Here is a 26748-nt window from a genome sequence, read left to right as displayed (position 1 = left end):
GCATGAGCCGCACCGACGCCATCACCGATTTCCAGCAGTTTGCCGGCCTGCGCGCGCAAGCCAAGCAGGGCGACGACGCGGCGCTGCGCAAGGTTGCGCAGCAGTTCGAGGCGCTGTTCACGCAGCAGCTGCTGAAGAACATGCGCAGCGGCGAGCTGGCTTCGGATGTGATGGGCGGCGGCCAGAGCGATTTCTATCGCGACATCTTCGATCAGCAGATGGCCGTGCATCTGTCCTCGGGCAAGGGCCTGGGACTGGCCGACATGCTGGTGCAGCAGCTGCGCGGCAAGCACGGCACTGCCGACGCGGCGACACAAGATGGCAGCGACGGCAGCCTGGGCGGCGCGCGGCAGCTGTCCTTGCCTTCGGCGCGTCTGGCGGCGGATCGCGCCGCCCTGAACATCGGCGCGTCCGCGCCGGAGACCGACAGTGCCGGCGAGGGACTCACGGCGCTGCCCGGTGCCGCGACGCTGCGTCGCGACACCCAGGCCTGGCTGCGGGCGTATCAGCCGGCGGCTGCCAGCCTGACGCAGACGCAGAGCCCGTCCGCCGCCGCCAGTGGCGCGGTCGATGGCGAGGAGCAGAGCGATGCCAAGGCGCAGCGTTTCATCGCCGCCATCCAGCCGCATGCCGAGCGCGCGGCGCGCGAACTGGGCGTGCCGGCGCAGGTGCTGATGGCGCAGGCGGCGCTGGAAACCGGCTGGGGCCAGCACGGCATTGCCGACGCCTCCGGCAAACCCGCATTCAACTTTTTCGGTATCAAGGCCGATAAGAGCTGGCAGGGCTCGCGGGTTCAGGCCACCACCGGCGAATACCGCAATGGGGGCCTGCAGAGCGAGAACGCGCAGTTTCGTGCGTACGAGTCGCCGGCGCATGCCTTCGACGACTACGTGGACTTTCTCAAGTCCAATCCGCGCTACGCGCAGGCGCTGCGCAGCGGCGGCGATGCGGCGGCTTTCGCCTACGGCCTGCAGAACGCGGGCTACGCCACCGATCCGGCTTATGCGCAGAAGCTGCTGAAGGTTGCCAACAGCGGCACCATGCGCTCGGCCGTGGCGCAGCTGCCGCGGCGTTACGCGCTGTGATGAGGAATATGCAATGAGCGACATGCTTGGCACCGGCTTGTCGGCGCTGCTGGCCTACCAGACCGCGCTGAACACCACCAGCCACAATATTTCCAATGCCAACACCGAGGGCTATTCGCGCCAGCGCGTCAGCCTGAGTTCGGTGCAGGGCACCGGCACCGGCGCCGGCTACGTGGGCGCCGGCGTGCAGATCGCGCAGATCGCGCGCATCAGCGATGCCAGCACCGTGAATCTGCTGCAGGGCTATACCAGCTCGCAGTCGCGTGCCGACACCTATGCCAGCTACGCCTCGCGTCTGGACAGCCTGATGTCGGACAGCTCGCTGAACCTGGCCACGCCGCTGTCGGGCTTCTTCAGCGCCGCCAATGCCCTGGCCAACAATCCGACTTCCAGTTCCGTGCGGCAGGCCTTTCTCGCCGCCGGCGACACCCTGGCCTCGCGCTTCAACGAGATCCAGGGTCAGCTCGATTCGCTCAACGATGAGGTCAACAACGGCCTGAGCACCACGGTCGGCGAGCTCAATCAGTACACCGATCAGCTGGCCAAGCTCAACAACCAGATCACGGTGGCGCAGGCGCAGTTCGGCGGCCAGGCGCCCAACGATCTGCTCGATCAGCGTGATCAGCTGGTCAAGGAAATCTCCAGCCGCATCGGCGTGCGCACCGAAGCGCAGGCCGATGGCAGCGTCAATGTCTTCACCACCACCGGCCAGGCCCTGGTGCTGGCCGGCGACGCCACGGCGCTGGGCCTTGCCGACGACGCCTATCACAGCGGCAATCTCGACATCACCTACGGCGGGCAGAGCATCACCTCGCAGATCAGCGGCGGCGCCATCGGCGGCCTGCTCGACACGCGACGCGAGCTGATCCAGCCCGCACAGAACGAAATCGGGCGCCTGGCCACCGCGCTGGCGGTCAGCGTCAACCAGCAGAACGCCGCGGGCGTGGATCTGGATGGCAATGCCGGCGGCAATCTGTTCACGGTGCCGGCGGTCGGCGTGCTGACCAACACCAACAACACGGGCAGCGCCACGCTCAGCGCCTCGGTCAGCAGCGTCTCGGCGCTGGGCACCAGCAACTATGTGCTCAGCTATGACGGCAGCGCCTGGAGCGCCAGCGACGCGCGCAGCGGCGCCAGCGTCAGCCTCAGTGGCAGCGGCACGCTGGCCGATCCGCTGGTGCTGGGCGGTGTCTCGATCACCGTCGGCGGCAGCGCGCAGGCCGGCGATCGCTTTCTGGTCCAGCCCACCACCCATGCGGCGGGCGAGATCGGCATGGCCACCAGCAATGCGCGCAGCATCGCTGCCGCCGCTGCCGGTTCGGCCGCCAACAGCAGCAGCAACAGCAATGCGCAGGCGCTGGCCGCACTCGGTGCGCAGACCCTGCTCAATGGCGGCAAGGATTCGCTGAGCGCGGCGCAGAGCGCCATGGTCGCGCGCATCGGTTCGCAGTCGCAGCAGGCCGGCATCCAGCTCGATGCACAGACCGCGCTGCAATCGCAGGCGCAGTCGGCCTGGGAATCGAAGTCCGGCGTCAATCTCGACGAGGAAGCCGCCGATCTGATCCGTTACCAGCAGGCTTATCAGGCGGCTGCACGCGTGGTGCAGATCGCCAGCGATGTTTTTCAAACCCTGCTGTCGGCGACCAAGGGGTAAGTCATCATGATGCGTATCTCCACCGCAGCGCTGTATCAGCAGAGCCTGAGCAGCATGCAGATGCAAACCGCCAAGCTCGCCAAGACCCAGAACCAGCTGGCCACCGAGAAGAAGTGGACCAGCGCCGGCGACGATCCGGCGGGCTTTGCCAACGCCCAGAATCTCGATCAGCTGGTGGCGCTCAACGCGCAGTACACCGACAGCGCCAATGGTGCGCAGACCCGCCTGCAGATGAGCGAGGACACCGTGGCCAGCGCCGTCGATCTGGTGCAGCACGCGCGCGAACTGGTGATTCAGGCCAACAGTGCTTCGCAGTCCAACAGCTCGCGCGCCACCATCGCGCAGCAGCTGAGCAGCGTGCGTGATCAGCTGCTGGCGCTGGCCAACACCGGCGACGGTCAGGGACGTTATCTGTTCGGCGGCGCCGCCGACGGCAGCCAGCCCTTCAGCTGGAACGGCAGCAGCGCCGATTATCACGGCGACAGCACGGTGGTGACCGCACAGGTCGGCACGGCGCGCTTCGTGGCGCAGAACGATCCCGGCAGCAGCGTGTTCCAGGGCATCGCGGTCGGCAACGGCACCTATGCGGTCAGCGCCAACAGCGCCAACACCGGCACGCTCGCCATCAGCTCGGCGACGGTCAGCGATGCCAGCGCCTGGGACGGCGGCACGTATACCCTGCAGTTCACCGCGCCCGATCAGTATCAGGTGCTCGACGCCAGCAATGCCGTGGTGAGCAGCGGCAGCTACAGCGCCGGCAGCAGCATCAGTTTCAAGGGCACCACGCTGAATCTGAGCGGCACGCCCGCCGCAGGTGATGAGTTCAGCGTCGCGCCTGCCGGCACGCAGGATGTCTTCAGCATCGTCGATCAACTGGCCACGCTGCTGTCGCAGCCCCAGGACACCGGCGCGCAGCGTGCGCAGGTGCAGACCGCCTTGCAGCAGGGCTTGAACAGTCTGCAGACGGCGGAGACGCATCTGACCGATGTGCGCGGCAGCATCGGCACGCGCATGAACAGCGTCACCGACGCACTGAGCATGGCGTCCTCGGTGACGCTGAGCGCGCAGACCGCGGTTTCGGATCTGCGCGATCTGGACTACGCCGAAGCCGTGACCCGTCTGCAGCAGCAGATGACGGCACTGCAGGCCGCGCAGCAGACCTATACGCAGGTGCGCAACATGTCGCTGTTCCAGTACCTGCGCTGATCGCCGGATAGCCCCAGGCCTTCTCTTTCGCGCCGCCGCCGCTCCGCCACGCCGGTGGCTGGTGCGGCGGCGCCGTGTCCGTAGCCATGGCAAGAGCCAAAAACACCGTTCATCGTCATTGCCAAACCGCTCATCGACAGTCTGCAAATCGCCTCAAGTTTGCGCCCGGACTTTCCGATAAACAGCACAGCAACGGCGATCCGGATGCGGAGCGCTGAGGCAGGAGAGAAAACTGGCAAGACCGGAATTCGCTCCAGGTTCCCAGTCCCTATCAGCCAAGTCTTTATTTAGCAGGAGCAAACCATGACTCTCGGTATCAACACCAACGTAATGTCTCTGAACGCGCAGAAGAACCTGCAGTCGTCTCAGTCCTCGCTGTCCAAGTCCATCGCCCGCCTGTCTTCCGGCATGCGCATCAACAGCGCCGCCGACGACGCTGCCGGCCTTGCGATCAGCAGCCGTATGACCAGCCAGATCAACGGCCTCAACCAGGCGCAGCGCAATGCCAACGACGGCATCTCGCTGGCGCAGACCGCCGATGGCGCGCTGAGCTCGATCTCCGACTCGCTGCAGCGCGTGCGTGAGCTGGCCGTGCAGGCCGCCAACGGTTCGAACTCTTCCACCGACCGCAGCGCGCTCAATACCGAAGCGCAGTCGCTGCTCTCGGAAATCGACCGCGTCGCCAACCAGACCTCGTTCAACGGCGTGAAGCTGATTGACGGCAGCTTTTCCTCTGCGGTGTTCCAGGTTGGCGCCGACTCCGGCCAGACCATCACCGTCGGCTCGATCACCGACGCCAACGTTGCCGCTCTGGGTTCGGCCAGCTCGGCCTCCACGCAGTCGGGCACGGTGAGCACCACCATCACCGACCTGACCGCTGCGGCGGCGGGTTCGCTGACCATCAACGGCACCGGCATCGCCGCCCTGGCCGCCGCGGGTTCCACCCTGCAGCGCGTGGGCGATGTGGTCGACGCGATCAACAACATCGCCAGCACCACCGGCGTGAACGCGGCCTACGACACCTCGACGGCCAAGATCGTGCTGACCTCGGATGCCAACATCACCGTGGGCGGTACCGATGACGGCACGCAGACCGGCTTCGATGGCGCCACCGGCGTCAGCGCCACGGCCTCCACCACCACCGGTCTGACCACGCTGAGCCTGGCTTCCTACGCCGGCGCTTCGCAGGCCATCGACCGCATCGACAGCGCGCTGAGCCAGGTGAACACCGCGCGCGCTACGCTGGGTGCGGTGCAGAACCGCTTCCAGTCGGTGGTTTCGAACCTGGGCACCACGTCGACCAACCTGTCGGCTGCCCGCTCGCAGATTCAGGATGCGGACTTCGCGCAGGAAACGGCGAACATGACCCGCACGCAGATTCTGCAGCAGGCCGGTACGGCGATGCTGGCCCAGGCCAACAGCTCGCCCAACTTCGTGCTCAGCCTGCTCAAGGGCTAAGCGAAGGACGCGACTCCGGCGGTGGCAGGGATGCCGCCGCCGGATGTTCGCTTTAGAGGAATTTCCAGCGGAGGCGGTCATGACCGACCCTATCGCAATTTTGCAGTCCGTAACTGCGCCGAGAGGCAGCGGTTATTTTGGCGTTTCCGGTGGTACGCAAAGCACCGCCGCCGTCACGCCCACGGCCGCTGTGGCGGCCAGCGACACCGCCAGCGCGTCGAAGCAGCCGGCCATGAGTCTGGATCAGGCGATCCAGCAGGTGGGCAAGAAGCTCAAGGAGGCTGGCGTGGATGTCACCTTCAGCATCGATCAGCAGCTGCAGCGCGTGATCGTGAAAGTCGTGGATCAGAAGGACGGCACCGTGCTGCGGCAGATTCCCTCCGAGGAAATGCTGCATCTGGCGCGGGTGCTGGATGAGCAGCAGGGCGGCCTGCTGCAGGAAACCGTCTGAGATAAATCATGGCCATCACTTCCGCAGGCGTGGGCTCGGGCCTGGACATCGAGTCGCTGATCACCAAGCTGGTCACCGCTGATCGCACGGCGCCGCAGACCCGCATCACCACCCGCAAGTCCGAGCTGAGCTCCGAGCTGTCGGCGGTGGGCACGGTGAAGTCCCTGCTGTCCAGCGTGCAGAGCAAGCTCAGCGCGCTGGTGGACGATGGCGCGCTGTCCTCGGTGAAGGCCAGCTCCTCGGACGAGACGCTGTTCACCGCCAGTGCCGCCAGCGGCACGGCCTCGGGCAGCTACGATGTGGAAGTGGTGGCGCTGGCCAAGGCCAGCAAGAAGATTTCCTCGGCCATCAGCGGCGGCGCCGATGCCGTGCTCGGCGCGGGTGATGTGAATATTTCGGTGGGCAGCAAGTCGTTCAAGGTCACGCTGGGCAGCACCGACAACACCCTGGCCAATCTGCGCGATGCGATCAATGCCGCGACCGACAATACCGGCGTGACCGCGTCGCTGATCACCGAGAGCGGCGGCACGCATCTGCTGCTCACCGCCAATGAAACCGGCGCGGCCAGCGAGATCACGGTCAGCTCCTCGCTGATGAGCTTCACCTCCAAGCAGCCCGGCAGCGACGCGCATCTGAAGGTGGAGGGTTACGACGTCTACTCGGCGTCCAACACCGTCACCGATGCCGTGGAAGGCGTGACGCTGAATCTGCTGGCGGCCAAGGAGGGCACCACCAACAGCCTGTCGGTGGCCACCGACAGCAGCAGCATCCAGACCGCGCTCAACAGTTTCATCGGCGTCTACAACACCACGATGTCGACGCTGCGTTCGATGGTGTCCTACGACGCCACCACCAAGACCGCCGGTGCGCTCAACGGCGACTCCCTGGTGCGCGGCGCCATCCAGCAGCTGCGCAGCATCATCGGCGGCACGGTGTCCGGTGCCGGCAGTTTCAGCAATCTTGCCGACATCGGCATCACGGCCGACGCCAGCGGCAAGCTGAGCCTGAGCAGCAGCGACTTCACCAGCGCGCTGACCAAGGACGCGGCTTCGGTGCAGAAGCTGTTCAATGTCAGCGGCGGCTACGGCAAGCAGCTCGACAGCATGCTGGACACCCTGGTCGGCACCGACGGCTCGATGGTCTCGCGCGTGGACTCGCTCAACTCGCAGCTCAAGACCCTGGCCAATGAGCAGGACAGCCTCGATGCGCGCATGACCGCGGCCGAAGCCCGTTATCGCAAGCAGTACACCGCGCTGGACACCATGCTGGCGAAGATGAACACCACCAGCAGCTTCCTCACCCAGCAGCTGACGGCGATTGCCAATCTCAACAACTCGTCGGGCAGCTCAAGCAGCGGCTGAGTCGTCGTCCTGGATTTCGCGGCTCTCGTCGTCGAGCACGCCGCGCAGCAGCTGATACAGCTCGCGATAACGCGGGCCCTTGCGCTGCAGCGCGCCGGGCGCGGGTTCGGCGGACTGCGCCTGTTCCAGCTCCCGCCGCGCCTCGCGGATCAGCGCGCGCAGCGCGCGCGTATCGCCGCCGGGATGCGCCGACAGCCACTCGGTCAGCGCGCCATCCTCGGCCAGCAGACGATCACGCCAGCGTTCGGCATCTTTGAGCGATTGCGCGGCGCGCTGACGGCTCTGCTGCTGCGCATCCACGGCGCGCTGCAGCGGCTCGGGGTCGGCATTGCGCAGCAGCTTGCCGATGTACTGCAGCTGCCGGCGGCGCGCCTCGAAGCTCTTGATGCGGTGGTACTCCTGCAGGGCCTCGCGCAGGTTCTCGGCCATCTCGATGGCGGCGAGGCTGTGCTCGGGCAGCTCCAGAACCAAAGCGCCCAGGTCCTGCAGGGCATGCATGGCCTGCTTGCGCTGGGTCTTGCTGGGGCGCAGCGGGAGTTCGTCCTCGGGCGCGGAATCGTGGGGCTTGCGGCGGGACATGCGCGTGGGCGTCAGCGGTAAATGGGGCCTGCATCATACGCAAGCCCGGCCTTCGCAGCCTGCGTGGTGAAAAAAAGCCCCGCATGCATGAGCGGGGCCAATCGGGCCACGGGCAAATGACGGACCCAAAAAGGTAAAGGTCCGTCCACCGCTGATACGGCGCGCCCGAAGATCTGGATGCAGCGGTTTTTCAGCGAGCGGTTTCGCGCAGCTCGGCGGCCTGCAGGGTGTTGTGCATGAGCATGGCCACGGTCATCGGGCCCACGCCGCCCGGCACCGGGGTGATGAAGGCGGCGCGCTGGCGGGCGGCGGCAAAGTCCACGTCGCCGCAGAGCTTGCCGTCGGGCAGGCGGTTGATGCCGATGTCGATGACGGTGGCGCCGGGCCTGATCCAGTCGCCCTGGACCATGGCCGGCTTGCCCACCGCCGCGATCACGATATCGGCACGCGCCACCTCGCCCGGCACATCGGCGGTGAAGCGGTGGCAGCAGGTGGCGGTGGCGCCGGCCAGCATCAGCTCCAGCATCATCGGCCGGCCGACGTGGTTGCTGGCACCGACCACCACCGCGCGCTTGCCCTTGAAGGTTTCGCCCGCGCTCTTGAGCAGCTCGATCACGCCGAAAGGCGTGCAGGGCCGCAGCACCGGCAGGCGTTGCGCGAGGCGGCCGATGTTGTAGGGATGAAAGCCGTCCACGTCCTTGTCGGCGCGGATGCGTTCGGTGACCAGGATCGGGTCGATGTGCGCCGGCAGCGGCATCTGCACCAGGATGCCGTCGATGTGTTCGTCGGCATTGAGGGCGTCGATGGCGGCCAGCAGCTGGTCCTGGGAAACCCCGGTGTCGAAGTGCAGGGGCACCGAGCGCACGCCGACCTTCTCGCAGGTCAGGCGCTTGTTGCGCACATAGATTTCCGAGGCGGGATCGGCGCCGACCAGCACCGTGGCCAGGGCCGGGGCGCGCTTGCCGCCGGCCACGCGCGTGGCGATGGCGGCGCGTACGCGCTCGTGGACACTGGCGGCGACGGCTTTGCCGTCAATCAATTGGGCGCTCAAGGCTGGTCTCGCTGGGCTGATGAGGGGAGCTGGACGCGCATTGTAAAAAACTGCCGGCCTCGCCACACGTTATCGAAGACTCAGCGGCATGCGTACCGCGCCGCTGTCGCTGGCGCCGGCCGGGCCGGCACCGACGATGAACAGACGCTCCGGAGCGATTTCGCTCGCCGAGAGCAGGGCGTCCTGCACCGCCAGGGCGCGCTGCCGGCCCAGTTCTTCCAGGGCCTGCGCGCCGGGCTGCAGCGCGGTCAGCAGCGCGCCGCGCAGCGCGGCCTCGCTGGCGCCGGCCTCGGGCCTGGGCAGCTGCAGCTGCTGCATCAGCGCCTCCAGCGCGCGGCGCTGGCCGGCGGTGTCACTGGCGGCGGGCAGCTGCGCCGCCAGCGCCTGCTGTGCCAGGGCCTCGCGGTCGGTCTCGCTCACGGTCTGCGGCACTTCGAGCTTCAGGGCCGGACGTTCGAGCAGCGCCTTGCGCAGGGCGGCGAGCTTGTCGCGCGTGGCCTCGCCCAGCGCCGCCGAGCCGGGCGCGAAGTCCAGGTACTGCAATTCCTCGCCACCGCCGAACAGTGCGCCCAGCGCTGCAAACGGCGCGCTGGCGATGCGCGTGAGCAGATTGAAGAAGGTCTGGCGCAGCAGGGCGCCGTAGCGGAACTGCGGATCATCGAGACTGCCGTTCACCGGCAGCTGCAGATCGATCACGCCGTGGCGGTCCTTGAGCAGGGCCACGGCGAGCTTCACCGGCAGCGGTGCGGCGTCCTTGGAGCCGGTGGCCTCGCCGAATTCCAGCTGATCCAGACGCACATGATGCTCGGCGCGCAGCACGCGGTCCTCGATGTGGTAGTGCAGCTCGGTGGACAGCTTGCCCTTGGCGATGTTGTAGCCGGCGAACTTGCCCGAGTAAGGATTGAAAGTGCTCAGTTCCATGTTGCGGAAGGCCAGGCTGAGATCGCTGTAGCGGGTCGGTGCCAGCGGCATCAGGCTGCCGTCGATGCTCACCGGCGCGTAGGCCGCGACCTGCCCGCGCAGTTGCAGATGCGTGCGCGCGTCGGCGGCGGAGGAGAGCCGGTCCAGACCGCCCTGCAGCTGTTCGATGCCGGCGGCGAAGCGCGGCGTGATCGATTCATCGGCAAAATACGCCGAGCCGTTCTCGATGCGCAGCGCGCCGATTTCCAGCTGCAGCGGCTTCGCGTCTGCAGGCGCGACGGCGGCGGCCGCTGCCGGCGGTTGCGGCGCGGCGCTTGGCGCGCTGCCCAGCTGCGCGAGATTGAGGCTCTGGTCGGCCTGCACGATGACGCGCGCATAGGGCTCGCGCAGCCGCACGCGCGCGATGCGCAGGCGCGGCGCCTCCTGCGCCGGCAGCTGCAGATCGAAGCCTTCCAGCTGCAGCTGCCGCCAGCGCGCGAAGTCCTGATCCTGTGCGCGGTCGGCGGCGCGCAGCTGCGCGATGTCCAGCGCGCCGGCCAGATGCAGGTTCGCGCCGCGGGACTGCGTGGCGTAATCCAGCTGCGCCTGCAGGCCCAGCACGCCGCTGTGCAGCAGCACGCCGCTGTATTGCTGCAGATAAGGCTGCAGGGCGGACAGCTGCAGACCCTGCAGCTGCAGCTGCAGGCTGGCGGCGGGCGCGGCCGGGCGCAGGCTGCCGCTGAGATGCAGCTGACCGATGTCGCGCCCGTTCTGCCGTAGCCGCGTGTCGAGCCTCAGCCGTGGCTGGCTGTCGGCGCTGTTGCGGTACTGCGCAAGCTGCAGGCTCAGTGCCGGCAGCTGCATCGCAAACGGTGTCCGCAGGCTGAGATCCTGGACATCGATCAGGCCCTCGCGCAGCTGCAGCTCGTCCAGCGCCAGCTGCCAGGCGACGGCCTTGCTGTCGGCTGCGGGAGATGCTGCGGCAGATTTGGCGCTGTCGGCGGCGACCGGTGCGGCCGGTGCCAGCAGGCGGCTGAGGTTCAGGCGGCCATCGGCCTCGCGGCGCAGCTGCAGCTGCGGGGCTTCCAGCGTGAGGGTGCGCAGCTGAAGGCGGCGCTGCGCCAGCGAGAAGTCCAGATCGCGCAGGCTGATCTTGCGCACCCGCAGCGGTGTCTGCGTGCCGCCGTATTCGCCCAGCGCCAGCTGGCGCAGCTCGATCTGCGGCAGCTGCAGGGCCAGTTCCAGTTGCGGCGAGAGCTGCAGCTGGTAATGACCTTGCACATCCACTTCGCCATCGAGCAGGCGCAGCGGCAGCTGATTCTGCAGATACGCCGCCACGGTGCGCGCCTGGAGTGCGCCGATGCGCAGCGCGCCGGACAGCGCCAGGGGCTGCAGGCTCAGCTCGCCGCGCCAGTCGAGCCGCTCGCCGGCGCGGCTCAGGGCGCTGAGCTGGTAGGCGCTGGCATGGCCCAGCTGGGTACGCAGGTCCTGCAGGGTGAAATCCACCGGCTGCAGCTCCAGCGTAAACGGCGCGGGCTTGCTGTGATCGGTGAAGCGCAGATGTCCGGCGCTGATCGCCAGCGTGGCGATGCGCAGATCGGGCAGCGCGCTGGGGGAGGTTTCCGGCTGCGGCGGCGAGGGCGGCAGCAGCCTGAGCAGATTGAGGCTGCCGTCGGCGTACAGCACCAGATCCAGATCCGGCTGCTCCAGGCGCAGCTCCGCGAGCCGGAGGCTGGCGGTGAACAGCGAGAGCAGGGGATCGGCATTCACACGCAGCCGCTTGAAGCCCAGCAGCGGCTGCTGCCGCGCATCGCGCAGCCGCAGATCATCGACCTGCAGCAGGCAGCGGAAGGGATCGAAGCGCAGGGCGCCGATGCTCAGCTGCGCGTGCAGCTCGCCGGCGGCATAGCGCGTCGCCGCCGAGCGCAGCAGGGCGGGCAGCAGGACATAGCCCGCGAGCGCATAGAGCAGCAGCGCCAGCCCCAGCAGGGCGAAGGTCCGGCGCCGGCGGCGCAGGCGCGCCGCCATTGCGGCAACAGCGTCTTGCAGCATGTGTTTCAGGAGGAGGCCGGGGAACCGGCGCACGATACCATCGTCACCGCGTCCGGCGCAGCGGACGCGCCGGCGCGCTCAGCGACGCCAGTCGACGGGGCGCTCGCCGGCAGCGCTGCCGGGTGCGCAGCCGCCGCAGTTGTCGCAGCCGCTGCAGGCCGCCTTGCGCTTGAGGGCCGGCTTGCGGCCCAGCAGCTGCGGCGCCAGGCGCAGCAGCGCCGCGTACAGGCTGCCCGCCACCGCAGCGGCGACGATCAGCATTTCAAGGAAGTGATAAGCGCTCATGAGCCCAGCCACAGCGCGGTGTGATAGGTGATGAAGGAGGCGCCGTAGGCCAGGGCGAACAGATAGCCTGCGGCGATCAGCACCACTTTCATGGAATTGGTTTCGCGGCGGATCACCGCCAGCGTCGACAGGCATTGCGGCGCGAACACATACCAGGCCAGCAGCGACAGCGCGGTGGCCAGCGACCAGTGCTGCGCGATGGTGCTGCCCAGCTGCGCGGCCAGCGCATCGCCGTCGCCGGACATGGCGTAGACGGTGCCCAGCGCCGAGACCGCCACCTCGCGCGCCGCGAGGCCCGGAATCAGCGCGATGCAGATTTCCCAGCCGAAGCCGATGGGCGCGAACAGCGGCTGCAGCAGATGGCCGATGCGGCCGGCGAAGCTGTAGTCGATGGCGGCGCCGCTGAAGCCTGCCGGCGGCGCCGGGAAGCTGGACAGGAACCACAGCAGCACGGTCAGCGCCAGGATGATGCCGCCGACGCGCTTCAAAAAGATCATCGCGCGCTCCTTGAGGCTGATCGCCAGATCGCGCAGATGCGGCACGCGGTAGGACGGCAGCTCCATGAGCAGCGCATGCTCGCTGCGATCGCTGCGCAGGCGCTTGATCACCGTAGCCACCGCCAGCGCGCTGGCGATGCCGGTGAAGTACAGCGCAAACAGCACCACGCCCTGCAGATTGAAGATGCCCAGCACGCTGCGCTGCGGGATGAAGGCGGCGATCAGCAGGGTATACACCGGCAGGCGCGCCGAGCAGGTCATCAGCGGCGCCACCAGAATCGTGGTGAGGCGATCACGCGCATCCTGGATGCTGCGCGTGGCCATGATCCCGGGAATGGCGCAGGCAAAGCTGGACAGCAGCGGGATGAAGGCGCGGCCGGTGAGGCCGGCCTTGAACATCAGGCGGTCGAGCAGGAAGGCGGCGCGCGGCAGATAGCCGGATTCCTCCAGCACCAGGATGAAGAAGAACAGGATCAGGATCTGCGGCAGGAACACCAGCACCCCGCCCAGGCCGGCGAACAGGCCATCGCGCAGCAGGCTGCGCAGCACGCCCTCGGGCAGCGCGTTGGTGAGGACATCGCCCAGCCACTTCACGCCGACGTCGATGCCGTCCATCAAGGGCTGTGCCCAGGAGAACACCGCCTGGAACATCAGGAACATCGCCACCGCCAGAATCGCCAGACCCGCGACCGGGTGCAGCACCACGCGGTCGATGGCGTCGTCGATGCGCGCGGTGCGCGTGGGCATCTGCACGGTGGCGGCGAGCAGCGCGCGCACCTCGGCGTGCAGGTCTTCGCCGAAGGCGTGCGTGTCCGGCAGCGGCGGCAGATGCTGGGCATCGATCTGGCGCAGCAGCTCGGTCGCGCCGTTGTGATGCACGGCCACGGTCTCCACCACCGGAATGCCCAGGCGGCGCTGCAGCCCGGGCAGGTCGATGTGGATGCCGCGCTTCTTGGCGGCGTCGCTCATGTTCAGCGCCAGCAGCATCGGCCGCTGCAGGCGCATCACTTCCAGCACGAAGCGCAGGTGCAGGCGCAGATTGGTGGCGTCGGCGACGCAGACGATCAGGTCCGGCGCCGGTTCCTCGGGATGCTCGCCGTAGCAGATGTCGCGGGTGATCACTTCATCCGGGCTGGCGGCGTCGAAGCTGTAGGCGCCGGGCAGATCGAGAATCTGCAGGCTGCGCCCGGCCGGGGTCAGCAGCCGGCCTTCCTTGCGCTCGACGGTGGCGCCGGCGTAATTGGCCACCTTCTGGCGGCTGCCGGTGAGCAGATTGAACAGCGCGGTCTTGCCGCAATTGGGATTGCCGACCAGGGCGACGCGTAGCGCGGCGGCGCTCATGACGGCAGCCTGCCGGCCTGCGCGCGCCGTGAATGCGGGAGCATCTTGCGCAGCCATATCGGGCAGTGCCGCAGCAGATTCATGCGCTGCCCGGGCCGGGATTGACCTGCACCCGAGCCGCCTCGGTCTTGCGCAGGGCAAAGCGCGTGTAGCCGATCTGCACCAGCAGCGGGTCGCGCCGTACCGGGCCTTGTGCCACCACCCGGATCGGCTCGCCCTGCACAAAGCCCAGATCCCGCAGGCGCCGCGCGATGGGGTCGGCGGGACCCAGCGCTTCCACGGCGGTGACCGTCGCGGCGAGGTTTTGCGGCAGATCCGAGAGGCGCATGAAAGGGCTCAATCAGGCTGAAGATAAGAATCGTTATCATATCACCTGCGCTTTCAACTTGCGCCTTGACCCAGATCAAAGCGCGAAGGCCCGCAGCCGTGATTACGAGCGCCGGTACTGGCCGCTGCTCCGGGCCCGGCCCGGGCGTGGTCCGGGCGTCCGGCTACAGCTTCAGCTGCAGATTGGCGGACAGCACGCGGCCGCGGTCGGCGCGGGCGCCGCCGTAGCCGCCGGGCGCCAGGGGCTGGTCGAGCACCTGATCGAGAATCACCTCGCGGCCCAGATTGCGCGCCGCCAGACTCAGCAGCCAGCGCTCGTTGTCGGCGCCCAGCAGCAGACGCGCATTGAGTTCGGTGGTGGCGCTCTGCAGCTTGGCCGGGGCCAGGTCCACATCGACATAGCGCTGGCTGCGATAGAGCAGGTCCACCGCCACGGTCAGCACCGTGGCGCCCGGCAGCGGCATGGAATACGAGGGGATGGCGGCCGCCGTCCAGTGCGGGGCATTGCTCAGGGTCTTGCCGCTCAGGTCCTGGGTGCCGGACGCGGGCTTGGGCGTATGGCATTGCGAGGACACCGCGCAGTCCGGCGCATTCGGATAGCTGGTGTAGAAGGCATTGGTGTAGCCCAGCGAGCTGTAGAAGGCCAGGCCGTGCAGCGGCGTCAGCCAGTGCAGCTCCAGCTCGCCGCCACGGGAACGCGCGCTGGCGGCGTTGAGAAAGATCGGCGCGGTGCCGGCGTAGGTGGAGACCTGCAGATCGTCGAAGCGGGTGTCGAACAGCGCCGCCGACACGCGCAGGGTGTCGGCCCACAAGCGCGACTTGGCGCCCAGCTCCAGGCTGGTGGCGCGCTCGGGTTCGAACTCCAGATGCTCGTCATTGAGCGGCAGGGCATTGAAGCCGCCGCTCTTGTAGCCGCGCGTCCAGGTGGCATAGAGATTCGAGGCCTCGCTCAGGTGCCACTTCAGGCCGGCCTTGGGCGAGAACTCGATTTCTGAGCGCTGGCGGTGGGTGTCGAAGTCCTTCTGGTTGGCGATCGCCGGGATGAACACGCCTTCGGCCTTGCTGCTGAACTGGCCCTGCTTGGTTTCACGGCCGACCCGCGCGCCGAGAATCAGGCCCCAGTCTTCCAGCACGAAGTACTCCATCTGCCCGAACAGCGCGGCGGTGCTGGTGCGCTGGCTCAAGGTCACGGCGGCCGATTGCTGCTGGCCGATTGCCGGCCCCAGCAGCGGCGTCAGCACATCGATCACGCCGGCCAGCGGCAGGCCCAGGCGCGCCAGCGGCACGCCGGCGAGATTGAGCAGCGCGCCGTTGTCGGGATTGCCGCTCTGCGCGGCGCTGACGTAGGCCAGCGTGGCGCCAAGGTCTTCCAGCTGGATGAGGTCGCTGGAGTTCAGATGCGCGTCGTAGTAGTAGGCGCCGATCACGAAGTCCAGGGCATGGCCGAAGCCGAGGATGCTGTCGTCGTGTCCGGCCAGGCGCAGCTCCTCGCTGCGCTGGCTGAACGGTGCCGGCTTGACCAGGGTGTCGCGCAGCACCGGCACCGGGCTGAAGTCGGCGTCGATGTCGCGGGAGAGCAGGGTCTGCCGCGCCCAGGCGCTGATCGAGCTCAGCTGCAGCTGGTCAATGTCCGCCAGGCCATCGAGCCTGTAGTCCAGACTCAGGCTGGCGCCCGCGAAGCGGGTATCGCCCCGCGAGGGCACGTTGGCGGAGTTGTGGAAGTCGGTGCGATCCTCGGCCTGCGGATCGTACTGACGCATCAGCGTCAGCATCGGCGCGGTGACGTGCACCAGCTGGAAGTTGTTGGCGTTGAAATGCTGCTGCGAATAGAAGCCGGCGAGGTCCAGGTGCAGGTCTTCGCCGTGATAGCCCAGGCGCAGACGCGAGCTGTTCTGCTGGAAGTTCAGCTCATGACGCGACAGGGCGCTGTTGTAGAGCAGGCCTTCGTCGCTGGAGAGACTGCCGGCGTAGCGCAGCGCCCAGCCTTCGGCCAGCGGCAGGTTCAGCACCGGACGCAGCGCGCGTTGGCCATCGTCGGTGACGAACAGTTCGCCGCCGGCGTTGAAGTCCTGCTGCGGCGCCTGGGTGATCAGGCTGAACACGCCGGCCGTGCTGTTCTTGCCGAACAGCGTGCCCTGCGGTCCGCGCAGCACTTCCATGCGTTCGATGTCGCTGTAGAACACCGAGAGAAAATTCGAGCGGCCGTAGAACACGCCGTCCACCACCGTGCCCACCGAAGGCTCGAAGCCGGCGTTGGTGGACAGCGTGCCGAAGCCGCGGATGAAGAAATCACCGCCGGTGGGCGACAGCGAGAGCGTGACATTGCCGACGTAGGACTGGATGTCCTCGAAGCTGCTGGCGCCGGTCTGCCGGGTCAGCGTGCCGTCGATGGTGCCCACCGACACCGGCACGTCCTCCACCGCCTGCGCGAACTTCTGCGAGGTGACGATCACCTCCGGCAACACATCCGGAATGTCGGTGCTGTCCAGGGCCAGCGCGGTGCCGGGCAGCGCGCAGGCTGCCAGCATCAGAGTCTTGCGCATGCCTAGGGGTTTCCGAAGCCGCTCAGGACCAGCTTGCCGAGGGTGCTGCCGCTTTCGATCTGCGCATGCGCGCGGCGCAGCGTGGCGGCGTCGATGGGGCCGAGCACCTGTTGCAGGGTGCTGCGCAGAATGCCGGCCTCGCTCAGGCGCGAGACCTCTTCGAGTATGTGGTGTTGTTCGATCATGTCGGCGGTGGCGTAGACGCTGCGCGTGCACATCCACTCCCAGTGCACGGACACGCTCTTGGTTTTCAGCGGGCGGATGTCGATGGGGTCCGGATCGTCGATCAGCGCGATGCGGCCCTGCGGCGCAATGGCTTCGACCATCGCCGGCCAATGCTGGCTGGTCTGGGTGAGGCTGGCGATGTAGGCCACGCTCGCGATGCCGATGTCGCGCAGCGCCTCCTGCAGCGGCCGGCGATGGTCGATGACCTCGTGCGCGCCCAGGTCCAGACACCACTGCCGCGTTTCATCGCGCGAGGCGGTGGCGATCACCTTCAGGCTGGTGAGCTGGCGCGCGAGCTGGATCAGCATCGAGCCCACGCCGCCGGCGCCGCCGATCACCAGCAGGCTGGCGCCGTCACCGCCCAGGCGCGGCACGCCCAGACGCGTGAACAGGATTTCCCAGGCGGTGAGCGCGGTCAGCGGCATCGCCGCCGCCTGCTCGAAACTCAGCGAGGCGGGCATGTGGCCCACCAGGCGCTCGTCCGCCAGCTGGTATTGCGCATTGGAACCCTGGCGCAGCGGCGTGCCGGCGTAGAACACCGGATCGCCCGGCGTGAACAGACTCACTTCGGAACCCACTGCGCAGACCACACCGGCGGCATCGAAGCCCAGCACCTGCGCCTGTCCGGGCGGCGGCGCGGCATTGCGACGGCGCTTGGTGTCGATGGGATTCACGGACACCGCGCGCACCGCGATCAGCAGATCGCGGGGTCCGGGCTTGGGCACGGCCAGCTCGATGTCGAGCAGGGCGTCAGGGGCATCGATCGGGCCGGTCTGGCGGTAGCCGACGGCCCGCATGTGCGCTGGGGGAGGCGGGGCGTGTGACATGCCATGTATCTTCGGCAACTCAGTCGCGCAGAACAAGCCCGCGGCCTGAAGGCCGCGGGCTGCCGATCACATCCGCATCAGACCTTGTCGAAGACGATCTCGCCGCCGCGCAGTCCCACCTGCACCTTGTCACCGGCGCCGAAGTGGCCGTCGAGAATCAGCCGCGCCAGGGGATTTTCGATGTGCGCCTGGATGGCACGCTTGAGCGGACGCGCGCCGTAGATCGGATCGAAGCCGGCCTCGGCGAGCCGGTCCAGCGCCTCGTCGGCGAAGGCCAGCTCGATGCTGCGCTCCTTGAGACGCTTGACCACGTTCTGCGTCTGGATGCGCGCGATCGAGCGGATCTGCGCGCTGCCCAAGGGATGAAACACCACGGCCTCGTCGATGCGGTTGATGAACTCCGGCCGGAAGTGCTGACCGACCACACCCATCACCGCTTCCTTGATCGCGTTGTAGTCCTCGCCGCTGCTGCGGCTCATCATCTCCTGGATCAGCTGCGAGCCGAGATTGGAGGTCATCACCACCACGGTGTTGCGGAAGTCCACGGTGCGGCCCTGGCCGTCGGTGAGGCGGCCATCGTCCAGCACCTGCAGCAGCACGTTGAACACTTCCGGATGCGCCTTCTCCACCTCGTCGAGCAGAATCACCGAGTAGGGCCGGCGCCGCACCGCTTCGGTGAGATAACCGCCCTGGTCATAGCCGACATAGCCGGGCGGTGCGCCGATCAGGCGGCTCACCGCATGGCGCTCCATGAACTCGCTCATGTCGATGCGCACCATCGCTTCTTCGGTGTCGAACATGAACGCGGCCAGGGCCTTGCACAGCTCGGTCTTGCCCACGCCGGTGGGGCCCAGGAACAGGAAGGAGCCGATCGGGCGGTTGGGATCGGACAGGCCCGCGCGCGAACGGCGGATGGCATTGGCCACGGCGGTGATCGCCTCGTCCTGCGAGACCACGCGCGTGTGCAGCGCCTCTTCCATGCGCAGCAGCTTTTCGCGCTCGCCTTCCATGAGCTTGGTGACCGGCACGCCGGTCCAGCGCGACACCACCTCGGCGATCTCGTCCTCGGTGACGCTGTTGCGCAGCAGCTCGAACTTCTGCGGCGTGGCGGCGCTGCTGGCGCTTTGCGCCAGACGCTTTTCCAGTTCCGGAATCCTGCCGTACTGCAGCTCGGCCATGCGCGAGAGATCACCGGCGCGGCGCGCGGCTTCCAGCTCGGTGCGCACGCGATCCAGCTCTTCCTTCACGCCGGCACTGCCGGTGACCTGGGCCTTTTCGGCCTTCCACTTCTCTTCGAGATCGGCGTATTCCTTTTCCAGCCTGGCGATCTCGGCTTCCAGCGCGGCCAGCGATTTCTTCGCGCCCTCGTCCTCTTCCTTCTTCAGCGCCTCGCGCTCGATCTTGAGCTGGATGAGGCGGCGATGCAGGCGATCCAGGGATTCGGGCTTGGAGTCGATTTCGATGCGGATGCGCGAAGCGGCCTCGTCGACCAGGTCGATGGCCTTGTCCGGCAGATTGCGGTCGGTGATGTAGCGATGGCTGAGCTTGGCGGCGGCGATGATCGCGCCGTCGGTGATGTCCACGCCGTGATGCACCTCGTAGCGTTCCTTGAGGCCACGCAGGATGGCGATGGTGTCTTCCACGCTGGGCTCGCCCACCAGCACCTTCTGGAAGCGGCGTTCCAGGGCCGCGTCCTTCTCGATGTACTTGCGGTATTCATCCAGCGTCGTGGCGCCCACGCAGTGCAGCTCGCCGCGCGCCAGTGCCGGCTTGAGCATGTTGCCGGCGTCCATCGCGCCTTCGGCCTTGCCGGCGCCGACCAGGGTGTGGATCTCGTCGATGAACAGGATGATGTTGCCTTCCTGCTTGGCCAGGTCGGTGAGCACGGCTTTCAGGCGCTCCTCGAACTCGCCCCGGAACTTGGCGCCGGCGATCAGCGCGCCCAGGTCCAGGGACAGCAGGCGCTTGTCCTTGAGCGATTCGGGCACCTCGCCGTTGACGATGCGCTGCGCCAGGCCTTCGACGATGGCGGTCTTGCCCACGCCGGGTTCGCCGATCAGGGCCGGGTTGTTCTTGGTGCGGCGCGAGAGCACCTGGATCACGCGGCGGATTTCCTCGTCGCGGCCGATCACCGGATCGAGCTTGCCGCTGCTGGCGCGGGCGGTGAGGTCGATGGTGTACTTGTCCAGCGCGCCGCGCTGTTCCTCGGCATTGGCCGAGTCCACCTTGGCGCCGCCGCGCACGGCGGTGATGGCCTTCTCCAGCAGTTCCTTGCGGCCGCCGGCGGCGCGCAGCGCCTCGCCCGCCGCGCCCTTGTCGTCCAGGGCTGCGAGCACGAACAGCTCGGTGGAGATGAACTGGTCCTTGCGCTGCTGTGCGAGCTTGTCGGTGAGGTTGAGCAGCTTGGCCAGATCCGGCGAGACATTCACCTCGCCGGTGGCTTCCTTGAGCTTGGGCAGGCGCTCGATGCCCTGCGCCAGCTTGCTGCGCAGCAGATCGATGTTGACCGAGGCATTTTGCAGGAGCGGCAGGGTGGAGCCGCCCTCCTGATCGAGCAGGGCCTGCAGCAGATGCAGGGGCTCGATGGCCGGATGGTCGCGGCCCACGGCCAGCGACTGGGCGTCGGCCAGGGCCTGCTGGAAGCGGCTCGTCAGTTTGTCCATGCGCATGTGGCGGTTTTCCTCTCGGGCCTTGCGGGGGCGGCCCGGCAATCAAAGTGATGCCGTAGTAGTGCGGTCGCACGGCCGTGATTCAAGCCACGTTCCTGGCCGCCGGGACTGACGGCGGTCAATTCCAGCATCACAGCGGGTTTTCACTCTAAGTCGCTGTCTTGCGAAAGCTTGCGCCGGAGCGCATGGACCGGCTATCGTCCAGAGGATGTCATCTTGTTCGTGTGCAATCGCGGTCAAGGACAAAGGTAGCGGCACTGAAGCGATGGACAATATTCCGGCGATACTGAAGGTCGATGCCGGCGGAATACCGGTATCGTGGATTCACTGGCATGTGGCGGTGACGCTATATGCCCGCGAGCGCGTGCGCTGGGAAGCCGGCGCCGAACGCTTCCTCATCCGTGGCGGCACCAATGCCCGTACCGGCAGCGTGTCGCAGATCGAGATCGGCTCCATCATCGCGGTGGCCGACCGTTCCTGCCGCCACAGCCGCGGTGTGCCGCTGCTGACCAACCGCACCCTGTTCCAGCGCGACCGCAATCTCTGCCTGTATTGCGGCAAGCAGTTCCCGCAGCATCTGCTCACCCGCGACCACATCATGCCGGTGTCGCGCGGCGGCATCTCGGTGTGGGAGAACTGCGTGACCGCCTGCCGGCACTGCAACCAGCGCAAGGACGACCGCACGCCCGAGGAAGCCGGGATGCGTCTGCTGGCGGTGCCGTACACGCCGAACCTGGCGGAATATCTGATTCTGTCCAACCGCCGCATCCTGGCCGACCAGATGGAATTCCTGATGGCCCACGCCGGTCGTCAGCGCCGGCCACGGCATTAGTCGGCATCGCGGCACTTCCTGTTTCCCGCCCCAACATCATGGTGCCGCGCCGCCTCGGCGTGGCGCGTTTTGCCGCCCCCTGGCGGCGTTTCGGAGAGACCTCGTGCGAGCTGTGAAGGCTTACAAGAACAACGAATTCCTGATGAGCGAGGAGGCGCGCAGCGTGCGCATCCTCTGTGAATACCTGGAGCCGGAGCGGCGCTTCAGGCTCAACGGCGTGCGCAACACGCTGCCGTTCTTCGGCTCGGCGCGGCTCAAGCCCGGCGTCGGCGCCGATGGCCGCGACTGGTACATGGAAGCCGCGCGGCTGGCCGAGCGCGTGGCGCAGTGGACGCTGGACACGCACAGCGCCGAGGATCGCTTCTACATCTGCACCGGCGGCGGGCCCGGCGTCATGGAAGCCGCGCACACCGGCGGCGCGCGCGTGGACGCCAAGCTCAATATCGGCCTGAACATCTCGCTGCCCTTCGAACAGCACCTGAACCCTTACGTGGAAACGCGGCAGGCCTACCAGTTCCACTACTTCTTCATGCGCAAGTTCTGGCTGGTGCGCCTGGCGCGCGGCGCGGTGTTCTTCCCCGGCGGCTTCGGCACCCTGGATGAGCTGTTTGAGCTGCTGACCCTGACCCAGACCGGCAAGGTGGAGCGCATTCCCATCGTGCTCTACGGGCGCGCGTTCTGGGAGGGACTGGTGAACTTCGCGCTGCTCAAGGAGCGCGGTCTGATTTCACCGGAGGATGTGGAGCTGTTCCACCTCTGCGATTCGGTGGACGAGGCCTTCGCCCTGCTGCAGGCCGGCCTGCAGCCGCTGCCGCCGGGCGCGGTGTGAACGGCTGATCAGCCGATATCGAAATCCAGATCGTCGGCGATCAGGCGGCGCAGGCGCCGCTCTTCCTGCAGCTTCTCGACGTCGCGCCAATCGCGGTTCTTGCCGGGCGGAGCGGCGGCGGGGGAGTCGGCTGCCAGCGCCTCCTCGTCCAGCGCCTCGCCCTCATCGACGAACTCGTCAAAGCTCTTGGGGGCTTCGTTCTGCGGGACCTGCTTTTTCGGCTTGCGTGGCATGCCCAATCTCGGAAATTCGCGTCTTCCAAAAAGCCGTGAACGCGATCGCGTCCACTTGGCGCGCGTTTTTAGCAGGCTTTCCGGGCGCCGAAAAGAGTCTTGAATAGCGCTTTTAGAATCAGTTGTTTAAGGGCATGATTCCGGATGGGCGCGCGGTCTTCGCGCAAGTATGGCGAGGTTGGGAGCCGGGATGTTCCGCCAGGAATTGCTGGAAGTGAAAACCCGGGGACGGGGCTTTGTCGAGATCAGCGAAGCGGTGCGCCGCTTCGTGGCCGCCAGCGGCTGCCGGGCAGGGCTCTGCCACCTCTTTCTGCGCCACACCTCGGCCTCGCTGTGCCTGTGCGAGAACGCCGCGCCGGCGGTGCGCGAGGACCTGGAGCACTGGGCGCAGGCCCTGGCCCCGGACGGCAGCCGGCACTATCGCCACGACGAGGAAGGGCCGGACGACATGCCCGCGCACATCCGCAGCATCGCTGTCGGCGTGGAGCTGAGCGTGCCGGTGCGCGACCGCGAGCTGCTGCTGGGCACCTGGCAGGGCATTTACGTCTGGGAGCACCGCCTGATGCCGCACAGCCGCCAAGTGGTGCTGAGCCTGAGCGGCGAGTTTGACCCCTGATACGGAAGATCGCGCTGGCATTTGCGCCCGCGATGGGTAGAATACGCGTCCTCGTATGGGGCGGTAGCTCAGCTGGGAGAGCGTCGCGTTCGCAACGAAAAGTGCGAACTTTTCACCCCCCGAATCAGACTGATTGTTCGGTCTCGCGAGTCCAGCAAGATAGACGTAAGATGTAGTGGCACCTTCTGACGGCAGCAGTACACCATCAGAAGTGATGTAAGTTGTTGTTTGTGGGGACGTAGCTCAGCTGGGAGAGCGCCGCGTTCGCAATGCGGAGGTCGAGGGTTCGAACCCCTTCGTCTCCACCACTTCAAGCTCATATAACCTCAGCAGAGGGGCGGCTTGAAGGGGTTCCCACAAAGGAAAAAACAACGATTTAGGACAGTGGTTGCAATTTTGGTTGCAAGGACACTGTCCGGCATGGCCGGACGTTGGAGGCCATGTGGCGATTCACAAGCGAAAGCGCAAAAGCGGCGCGCGTTACACCGCCGTTATCCGAGTTGTAGGCCAGCCCACCGAGTCCCAAACCTTCGACAGCCTCAAGCAGGCTGAGCGATGGCATAACTCGCGCCTGGAGCAGATCGCGAACGGCAGCAAGGTGCTGGAAAGCCGTGCCCGCACTGCGACGTTGAACGACATCCTGCCGCGATATGCGGAGCAGGTTGCCGCGCATCGCGGCAAGACGGTTGCCTGCGGTGTTTCCGAATTGGCAGCGCTCGGACGCCTTTCTGAATCATTCCTGGGCGAAATGCGTGTCGTGGCGATTGATGCCAGCCATGTCGAAACCTGGCTGGACCAATTCCGAAAGATGGAGAAGCCGGGCGGTGGGCGCTACAAGGAATCCTCGATCAGGCGGAGTCTGGATACGTTCGCCGCCGTCCTGAACTTCGCCGCCACTGACTTGGGCCTTCACAGGTTCCAGAATCCGTGCCGGTTCATCTCCCCCTCTAAGCGTCCCAAGGGCGCGGACCCACGCGAGCGCAACCTACGTGAGGGCGAGTTCGAGGAGTTCGAGCGACAGCTGGCGCTCTTTCAGGGCGGATGCTTCGCGGACACCTATCGCTTTCTACTGTTCTCTGGGATGCGCCGTACCGAAGCCTTCTTACTTCAAGAGTCATGGGTCAATTGGGAAGACTGCACGATCGCTTTTCCTATCACCAAGACCGGGGCTGAGACGCGAGCCCTCGCACCTCCGGCGATGGCGTTGCTTCGCCGACTGAAAGTGGGCGAAGACGGGAGGTACTTCAAGTTTCTTCCCGATCGGGTGACCAAGGTCAACGCCATTTTGTCGCGACGCACTTCCATCATGATCGCGGCGCGCAGGCTCGACGGCGGGCGATTCGCTGGGGCGATCCAGCTGTTCCTGCTTCTGCCCCGGCTGAAGAACATCGAGGAACTCCTGACGCTGCGTGCCGACGCGACGGATTGGGGTGCCTGCGTCATCAAGTTCGACAATCCGAGGGGCACCACGCTTCGTAGAAGGCGAGTTTCGTACGAGGCACTTGAACTGGTGCGGATACTGACGCGGCCTGATCAGAAATCCCTTTTCGACTTCACTGCTGATGAACTGAAGGCCGCGATGGAGAAATGCCAATGGCATGCCCGCTCAATCGGCACCTTCTCACCTCATATCCTCCGTGCTGCCTTCACGACAGCACTACTTGAAGGCGGTGTGCCGCAGGCGGTGGTGGGGAAGTTCACCGGCCACCGCGACGCTCGGTCGATTCAGAGATATACCCGGGTCACCTCTCCCAAAGCGGCAAAGATGTTTGGCGCAATGGCGAAGAAAGGTCTGGACGCGCTGCTGGGCAAAGAAATGCAGACGGTCGTCAGCTAATGAGCTATCTGGCTGGCGGTGTATGACGCTGCCAGCGATTGCATTGATCACGATTGATTGCACTAACGTTGAAAAGCGATACAGCCGATCTTGAGGTGGGCTGTATCGCTTTCAGTTTTTCTTTGCCATCAAGGAGGCGCCGCTAAGGGGCGCCGGCGGCGATCAATCAGTTCTCGTCGATCCCAATAGCCGTTTCGTTTTCAGCAGTCTCGGCTGCATTGTCCCTGGCCCAGACGATCTGCTCGCGAAGAAGTGAGTACAACTCGCGCTCGGCAGCTGGCTCCTGATCAATGAGCGCCTCAAAGAGGATGCCACCGATATCGGCGAGTTCCTCACGAGTGGCCTCCATTTTTCGAGCAGACCAGTCGGCATCCACAAAAAACTGCTTGACCTGATCATAGACACGATCTTGAAGCATCGACGTTGCGACATCGACCTGTTCTTCACTGAGGTTGAGCCAGCCATCTTCAGCATCAAAGAACGCACCCACCGGGTAGTCGAGTGGAAAACTGAGTGCGAGTGAGCAGCGCTGCGATCGCGAGCCAAGCAATTGCACCACGATTCGCGGAATTTCGTGCGCCAGCCCAATAGGCATCGCATCGTCGTAGCAAGAAAAGCTCTTCACAGGAATCAGTGCGAGTGCTCCGTCACGCATCATCATCGGCGCCATTAGTGGTGGAGCGTAAGGAAAGCTGTCTTGCGCCATGCGCAAAGCCAGAGTGGAGCGAATACTTGATGCGAGTGTTGCGATTTCCATGGACATCATCCTTGAGAAATAGATCGGTAAGGGATTCGATTTTTCACTCAAGAGTGGCGATGAAAAGTCGAGGTCCATGGGTATCAATATCCATCTAACCATCGCGGTCAAGCTTGTTTTTGGTTAAAAGAGTCGAAAGGGAGGGGGTCAGGAAGTTGATTAAAAACCCCGTAAATTCCGACAAAATCCTCGGACTTTTCTAATTCGGGGCGCGTCAAACGAGGGGTGAGTCTGTAGCGACTCGTTGACAGGCGTGCGCGCTGGTTTTTCTAAGAAACGCGCTAGGCAGACAATGGTCTGGTTCCTAAATGTCGAATTTCGATGAACCGTGCTCTGTGCGTGACTGTGCCGTCGTACTTTGTGGATCGCGAGCCTTGATCAAGTTCGTGCCCGCGAGCAGTCCAAAATCCTTCGGCGTGTCCGAAGCGATGGATGCAGAAAACCCCCTCCCGCCCATGCCGAAGCACGAGCGGGAGGGGTTTTCGAGAACAACAACAGCTCCTTCACTGTCCTGATAATTGCATTCACTGACCTTCGATCATTCGGCCGTCAAGCCGAACAATCGTTGCAGCACCTTTCCAATGTCGCTCGTCCGCCCGTCAAGGCATGGAGCTAGCGACAGCCCGCCAAGGCCGTCGCCTGTACCGCTGACCCGTTTACACGGGGTACACGTCGTCGGAGGCGTCAGCCTCCCTGCGCTTGCGCGCAGTGGGGTCACTTCCCCGAGCGTTTCGTCGCCTGTGCCACCTGCGTTGCCCTTTCGGGGGCTGTCGTCCTTTCGGGACAACAGCTCGGCCATTCGGCCGCGCTTCGGCACCCATCTCCCCACCCGGTACAACGCGCTGGTGCCTTCCAGCGCATCGGGGTCGGGGTTTCGGTAGTTAGACGTGGGCTCTGTTCTCTCTGATCAGTACGCTGTCTGCTCGGTCGTGGTTTGCGCCATCGCGCTCAGCCCTTGCGGGCCTTTCGTCGGTACGAAGCTCCGAAGCTGACTCGACTACTTCCATCACCACAATTCCTTCACTGCAGATTCGCATCCCCCTGCGGGGACTAGCAGCACTTGATCTACCCGGAAGACGTTGAGGATCAATACCTCTTCGCCCTATCACCATCCGCTCCACCCGTTACGGCTC

21 protein-coding genes and 1 tRNA gene are annotated in these 26748 nt (G+C 66.0%); 11 read left to right on the top strand and 11 right to left on the bottom strand.

Annotated features, from left to right (window positions below; translation table 11 throughout):
* Positions 1 to 2 precede the first annotated feature (2 nt).
* The 6 genes from flgJ to fliD all read left to right on the top strand — a co-directional run bounded on the left by flgJ (position 3) and on the right by fliD (position 7215).
* Positions 3 to 1085: a flagellar assembly peptidoglycan hydrolase FlgJ gene (gene flgJ / locus BMY12_RS06780; RefSeq protein ID WP_093283712.1), complete on the top strand. Its 1083-nt coding sequence runs from the start codon at positions 3 to 5 to the stop codon at positions 1083 to 1085.
* Positions 1086 to 1098: 13 nt separating this feature from the next.
* Positions 1099 to 2739 (top strand): flagellar hook-associated protein FlgK, encoded by a 1641-nt coding sequence (flgK, locus tag BMY12_RS06775; protein WP_093283709.1) that lies wholly within the window; start codon positions 1099 to 1101, stop codon positions 2737 to 2739.
* A 6-nt stretch (positions 2740 to 2745) separates the two neighbouring features.
* The gene (flgL, locus tag BMY12_RS06770) at positions 2746 to 3945 is read left to right on the top strand and encodes a flagellar hook-associated protein FlgL (RefSeq protein WP_093283705.1); all 1200 of its coding nucleotides are present in this window, start codon (positions 2746 to 2748) and stop codon (positions 3943 to 3945) included.
* Between the two features lie 303 nt (positions 3946 to 4248).
* Positions 4249 to 5403: a flagellin N-terminal helical domain-containing protein gene (locus BMY12_RS06765; RefSeq protein WP_093283702.1), complete on the top strand. Its 1155-nt coding sequence runs from the start codon at positions 4249 to 4251 to the stop codon at positions 5401 to 5403.
* 43 nt (positions 5404 to 5446) lie between these two features.
* A complete protein-coding gene (locus BMY12_RS20805) occupies positions 5447 to 5854 on the top strand; it encodes a flagellar protein FlaG (protein WP_093283700.1) in 408 nt (135 codons plus the stop codon).
* Positions 5855 to 5862: 8 nt separating this feature from the next.
* On the top strand, positions 5863 to 7215 hold the full coding sequence (gene fliD, locus BMY12_RS06755; RefSeq protein ID WP_093283697.1) for a flagellar filament capping protein FliD: 1353 nt from the start codon (positions 5863 to 5865) through the stop codon (positions 7213 to 7215).
* Here the strand turns inward: fliD and yjgA are convergent.
* From yjgA to clpB, 9 genes are all read right to left on the bottom strand, one after another.
* Positions 7201 to 7794: a ribosome biogenesis factor YjgA gene (yjgA, locus tag BMY12_RS06750; RefSeq protein ID WP_093283695.1), complete on the bottom strand. Its 594-nt coding sequence runs from the start codon at positions 7792 to 7794 to the stop codon at positions 7201 to 7203. The two genes, fliD and yjgA, sit on opposite strands and share 15 nt — an antisense overlap.
* Before the next feature lie 190 nt (positions 7795 to 7984).
* Positions 7985 to 8845, bottom strand: coding sequence for a bifunctional methylenetetrahydrofolate dehydrogenase/methenyltetrahydrofolate cyclohydrolase FolD (gene folD, locus BMY12_RS06745; protein ID WP_093283692.1), 861 nt, complete (start codon positions 8843 to 8845; stop codon positions 7985 to 7987).
* 69 nt (positions 8846 to 8914) lie between these two features.
* Entirely contained in the window at positions 8915 to 11797 is a 2883-nt protein-coding gene (locus tag BMY12_RS06740; protein WP_093283690.1) for a DUF748 domain-containing protein, read from the bottom strand.
* A 78-nt stretch (positions 11798 to 11875) separates the two neighbouring features.
* Positions 11876 to 12082 carry a hypothetical protein gene (locus BMY12_RS06735; protein ID WP_093283687.1) on the bottom strand — a complete coding sequence of 69 codons (207 nt, stop codon included), beginning with the start codon at positions 12080 to 12082 and terminating at the stop codon, positions 11876 to 11878.
* Positions 12079 to 13920 carry a ferrous iron transport protein B gene (gene feoB, locus BMY12_RS06730; protein ID WP_093283685.1) on the bottom strand — a complete coding sequence of 614 codons (1842 nt, stop codon included), beginning with the start codon at positions 13918 to 13920 and terminating at the stop codon, positions 12079 to 12081. Before feoB ends, BMY12_RS06735 begins: the two co-directional genes overlap by 4 nt.
* A gap of 79 nt (positions 13921 to 13999) precedes the next feature.
* A complete protein-coding gene (locus tag BMY12_RS06725) occupies positions 14000 to 14248 on the bottom strand; it encodes a FeoA family protein (RefSeq protein ID WP_093283682.1) in 249 nt (82 codons plus the stop codon).
* Between the two features lie 163 nt (positions 14249 to 14411).
* Positions 14412 to 16790 carry a TonB-dependent receptor gene (locus BMY12_RS06720; RefSeq protein WP_245732382.1) on the bottom strand — a complete coding sequence of 793 codons (2379 nt, stop codon included), beginning with the start codon at positions 16788 to 16790 and terminating at the stop codon, positions 14412 to 14414.
* A 2-nt stretch (positions 16791 to 16792) separates the two neighbouring features.
* The gene (locus BMY12_RS06715; protein WP_093283680.1) at positions 16793 to 17812 is read right to left on the bottom strand and encodes a zinc-binding alcohol dehydrogenase family protein; all 1020 of its coding nucleotides are present in this window, start codon (positions 17810 to 17812) and stop codon (positions 16793 to 16795) included.
* Positions 17813 to 17919: 107 nt separating this feature from the next.
* Entirely contained in the window at positions 17920 to 20511 is a 2592-nt protein-coding gene (clpB, locus tag BMY12_RS06710; RefSeq protein WP_093283677.1) for an ATP-dependent chaperone ClpB, read from the bottom strand.
* Positions 20512 to 20776: 265 nt separating this feature from the next.
* Between clpB and BMY12_RS06705 the strand changes: the two genes are divergently transcribed.
* Both BMY12_RS06705 and BMY12_RS06700 read left to right on the top strand, forming a co-directional pair.
* Positions 20777 to 21343, top strand: coding sequence for an HNH endonuclease (locus BMY12_RS06705; protein WP_093283675.1), 567 nt, complete (start codon positions 20777 to 20779; stop codon positions 21341 to 21343).
* Between the two features lie 103 nt (positions 21344 to 21446).
* Positions 21447 to 22172, top strand: a complete 726-nt coding sequence (locus tag BMY12_RS06700) for an LOG family protein (RefSeq protein WP_218140110.1) — start codon at positions 21447 to 21449, stop codon at positions 22170 to 22172.
* An 8-nt stretch (positions 22173 to 22180) separates the two neighbouring features.
* Here the strand turns inward: BMY12_RS06700 and BMY12_RS06695 are convergent, their stop codons facing one another.
* Positions 22181 to 22405 (bottom strand): hypothetical protein, encoded by a 225-nt coding sequence (locus tag BMY12_RS06695; protein ID WP_093283672.1) that lies wholly within the window; start codon positions 22403 to 22405, stop codon positions 22181 to 22183.
* Positions 22406 to 22595: 190 nt separating this feature from the next.
* Here BMY12_RS06695 and BMY12_RS06690 point away from each other — a divergent pair, with 190 nt between their 5' ends.
* The 3 genes from BMY12_RS06690 to BMY12_RS06680 all read left to right on the top strand — a co-directional run bounded on the left by BMY12_RS06690 (position 22596) and on the right by BMY12_RS06680 (position 24858).
* Positions 22596 to 23021 carry a secondary thiamine-phosphate synthase enzyme YjbQ gene (locus BMY12_RS06690; protein WP_093283670.1) on the top strand — a complete coding sequence of 142 codons (426 nt, stop codon included), beginning with the start codon at positions 22596 to 22598 and terminating at the stop codon, positions 23019 to 23021.
* 232 nt (positions 23022 to 23253) lie between these two features.
* Positions 23254 to 23329: transfer RNA gene (locus BMY12_RS06685), tRNA-Ala, on the top strand.
* 134 nt (positions 23330 to 23463) lie between these two features.
* Entirely contained in the window at positions 23464 to 24858 is a 1395-nt protein-coding gene (locus BMY12_RS06680; RefSeq protein WP_093283667.1) for a tyrosine-type recombinase/integrase, read from the top strand.
* 166 nt (positions 24859 to 25024) lie between these two features.
* Here BMY12_RS06680 and BMY12_RS06675 read toward each other — a convergent pair whose 3' ends face one another.
* Positions 25025 to 25693 carry a hypothetical protein gene (locus tag BMY12_RS06675; protein WP_143068872.1) on the bottom strand — a complete coding sequence of 223 codons (669 nt, stop codon included), beginning with the start codon at positions 25691 to 25693 and terminating at the stop codon, positions 25025 to 25027.
* Positions 25694 to 26748 lie beyond the last annotated feature (1055 nt).

It is taken from the genome of Solimonas aquatica (assembly GCF_900111015.1).
In the GTDB taxonomy this organism is placed as follows: Bacteria; Pseudomonadota; Gammaproteobacteria; order Nevskiales; family Nevskiaceae; genus Solimonas; species Solimonas aquatica.
The sequence above is the reverse complement of the archived record's forward strand: the minus strand, read 5'-3'. Positions and strand labels throughout refer to the sequence as shown.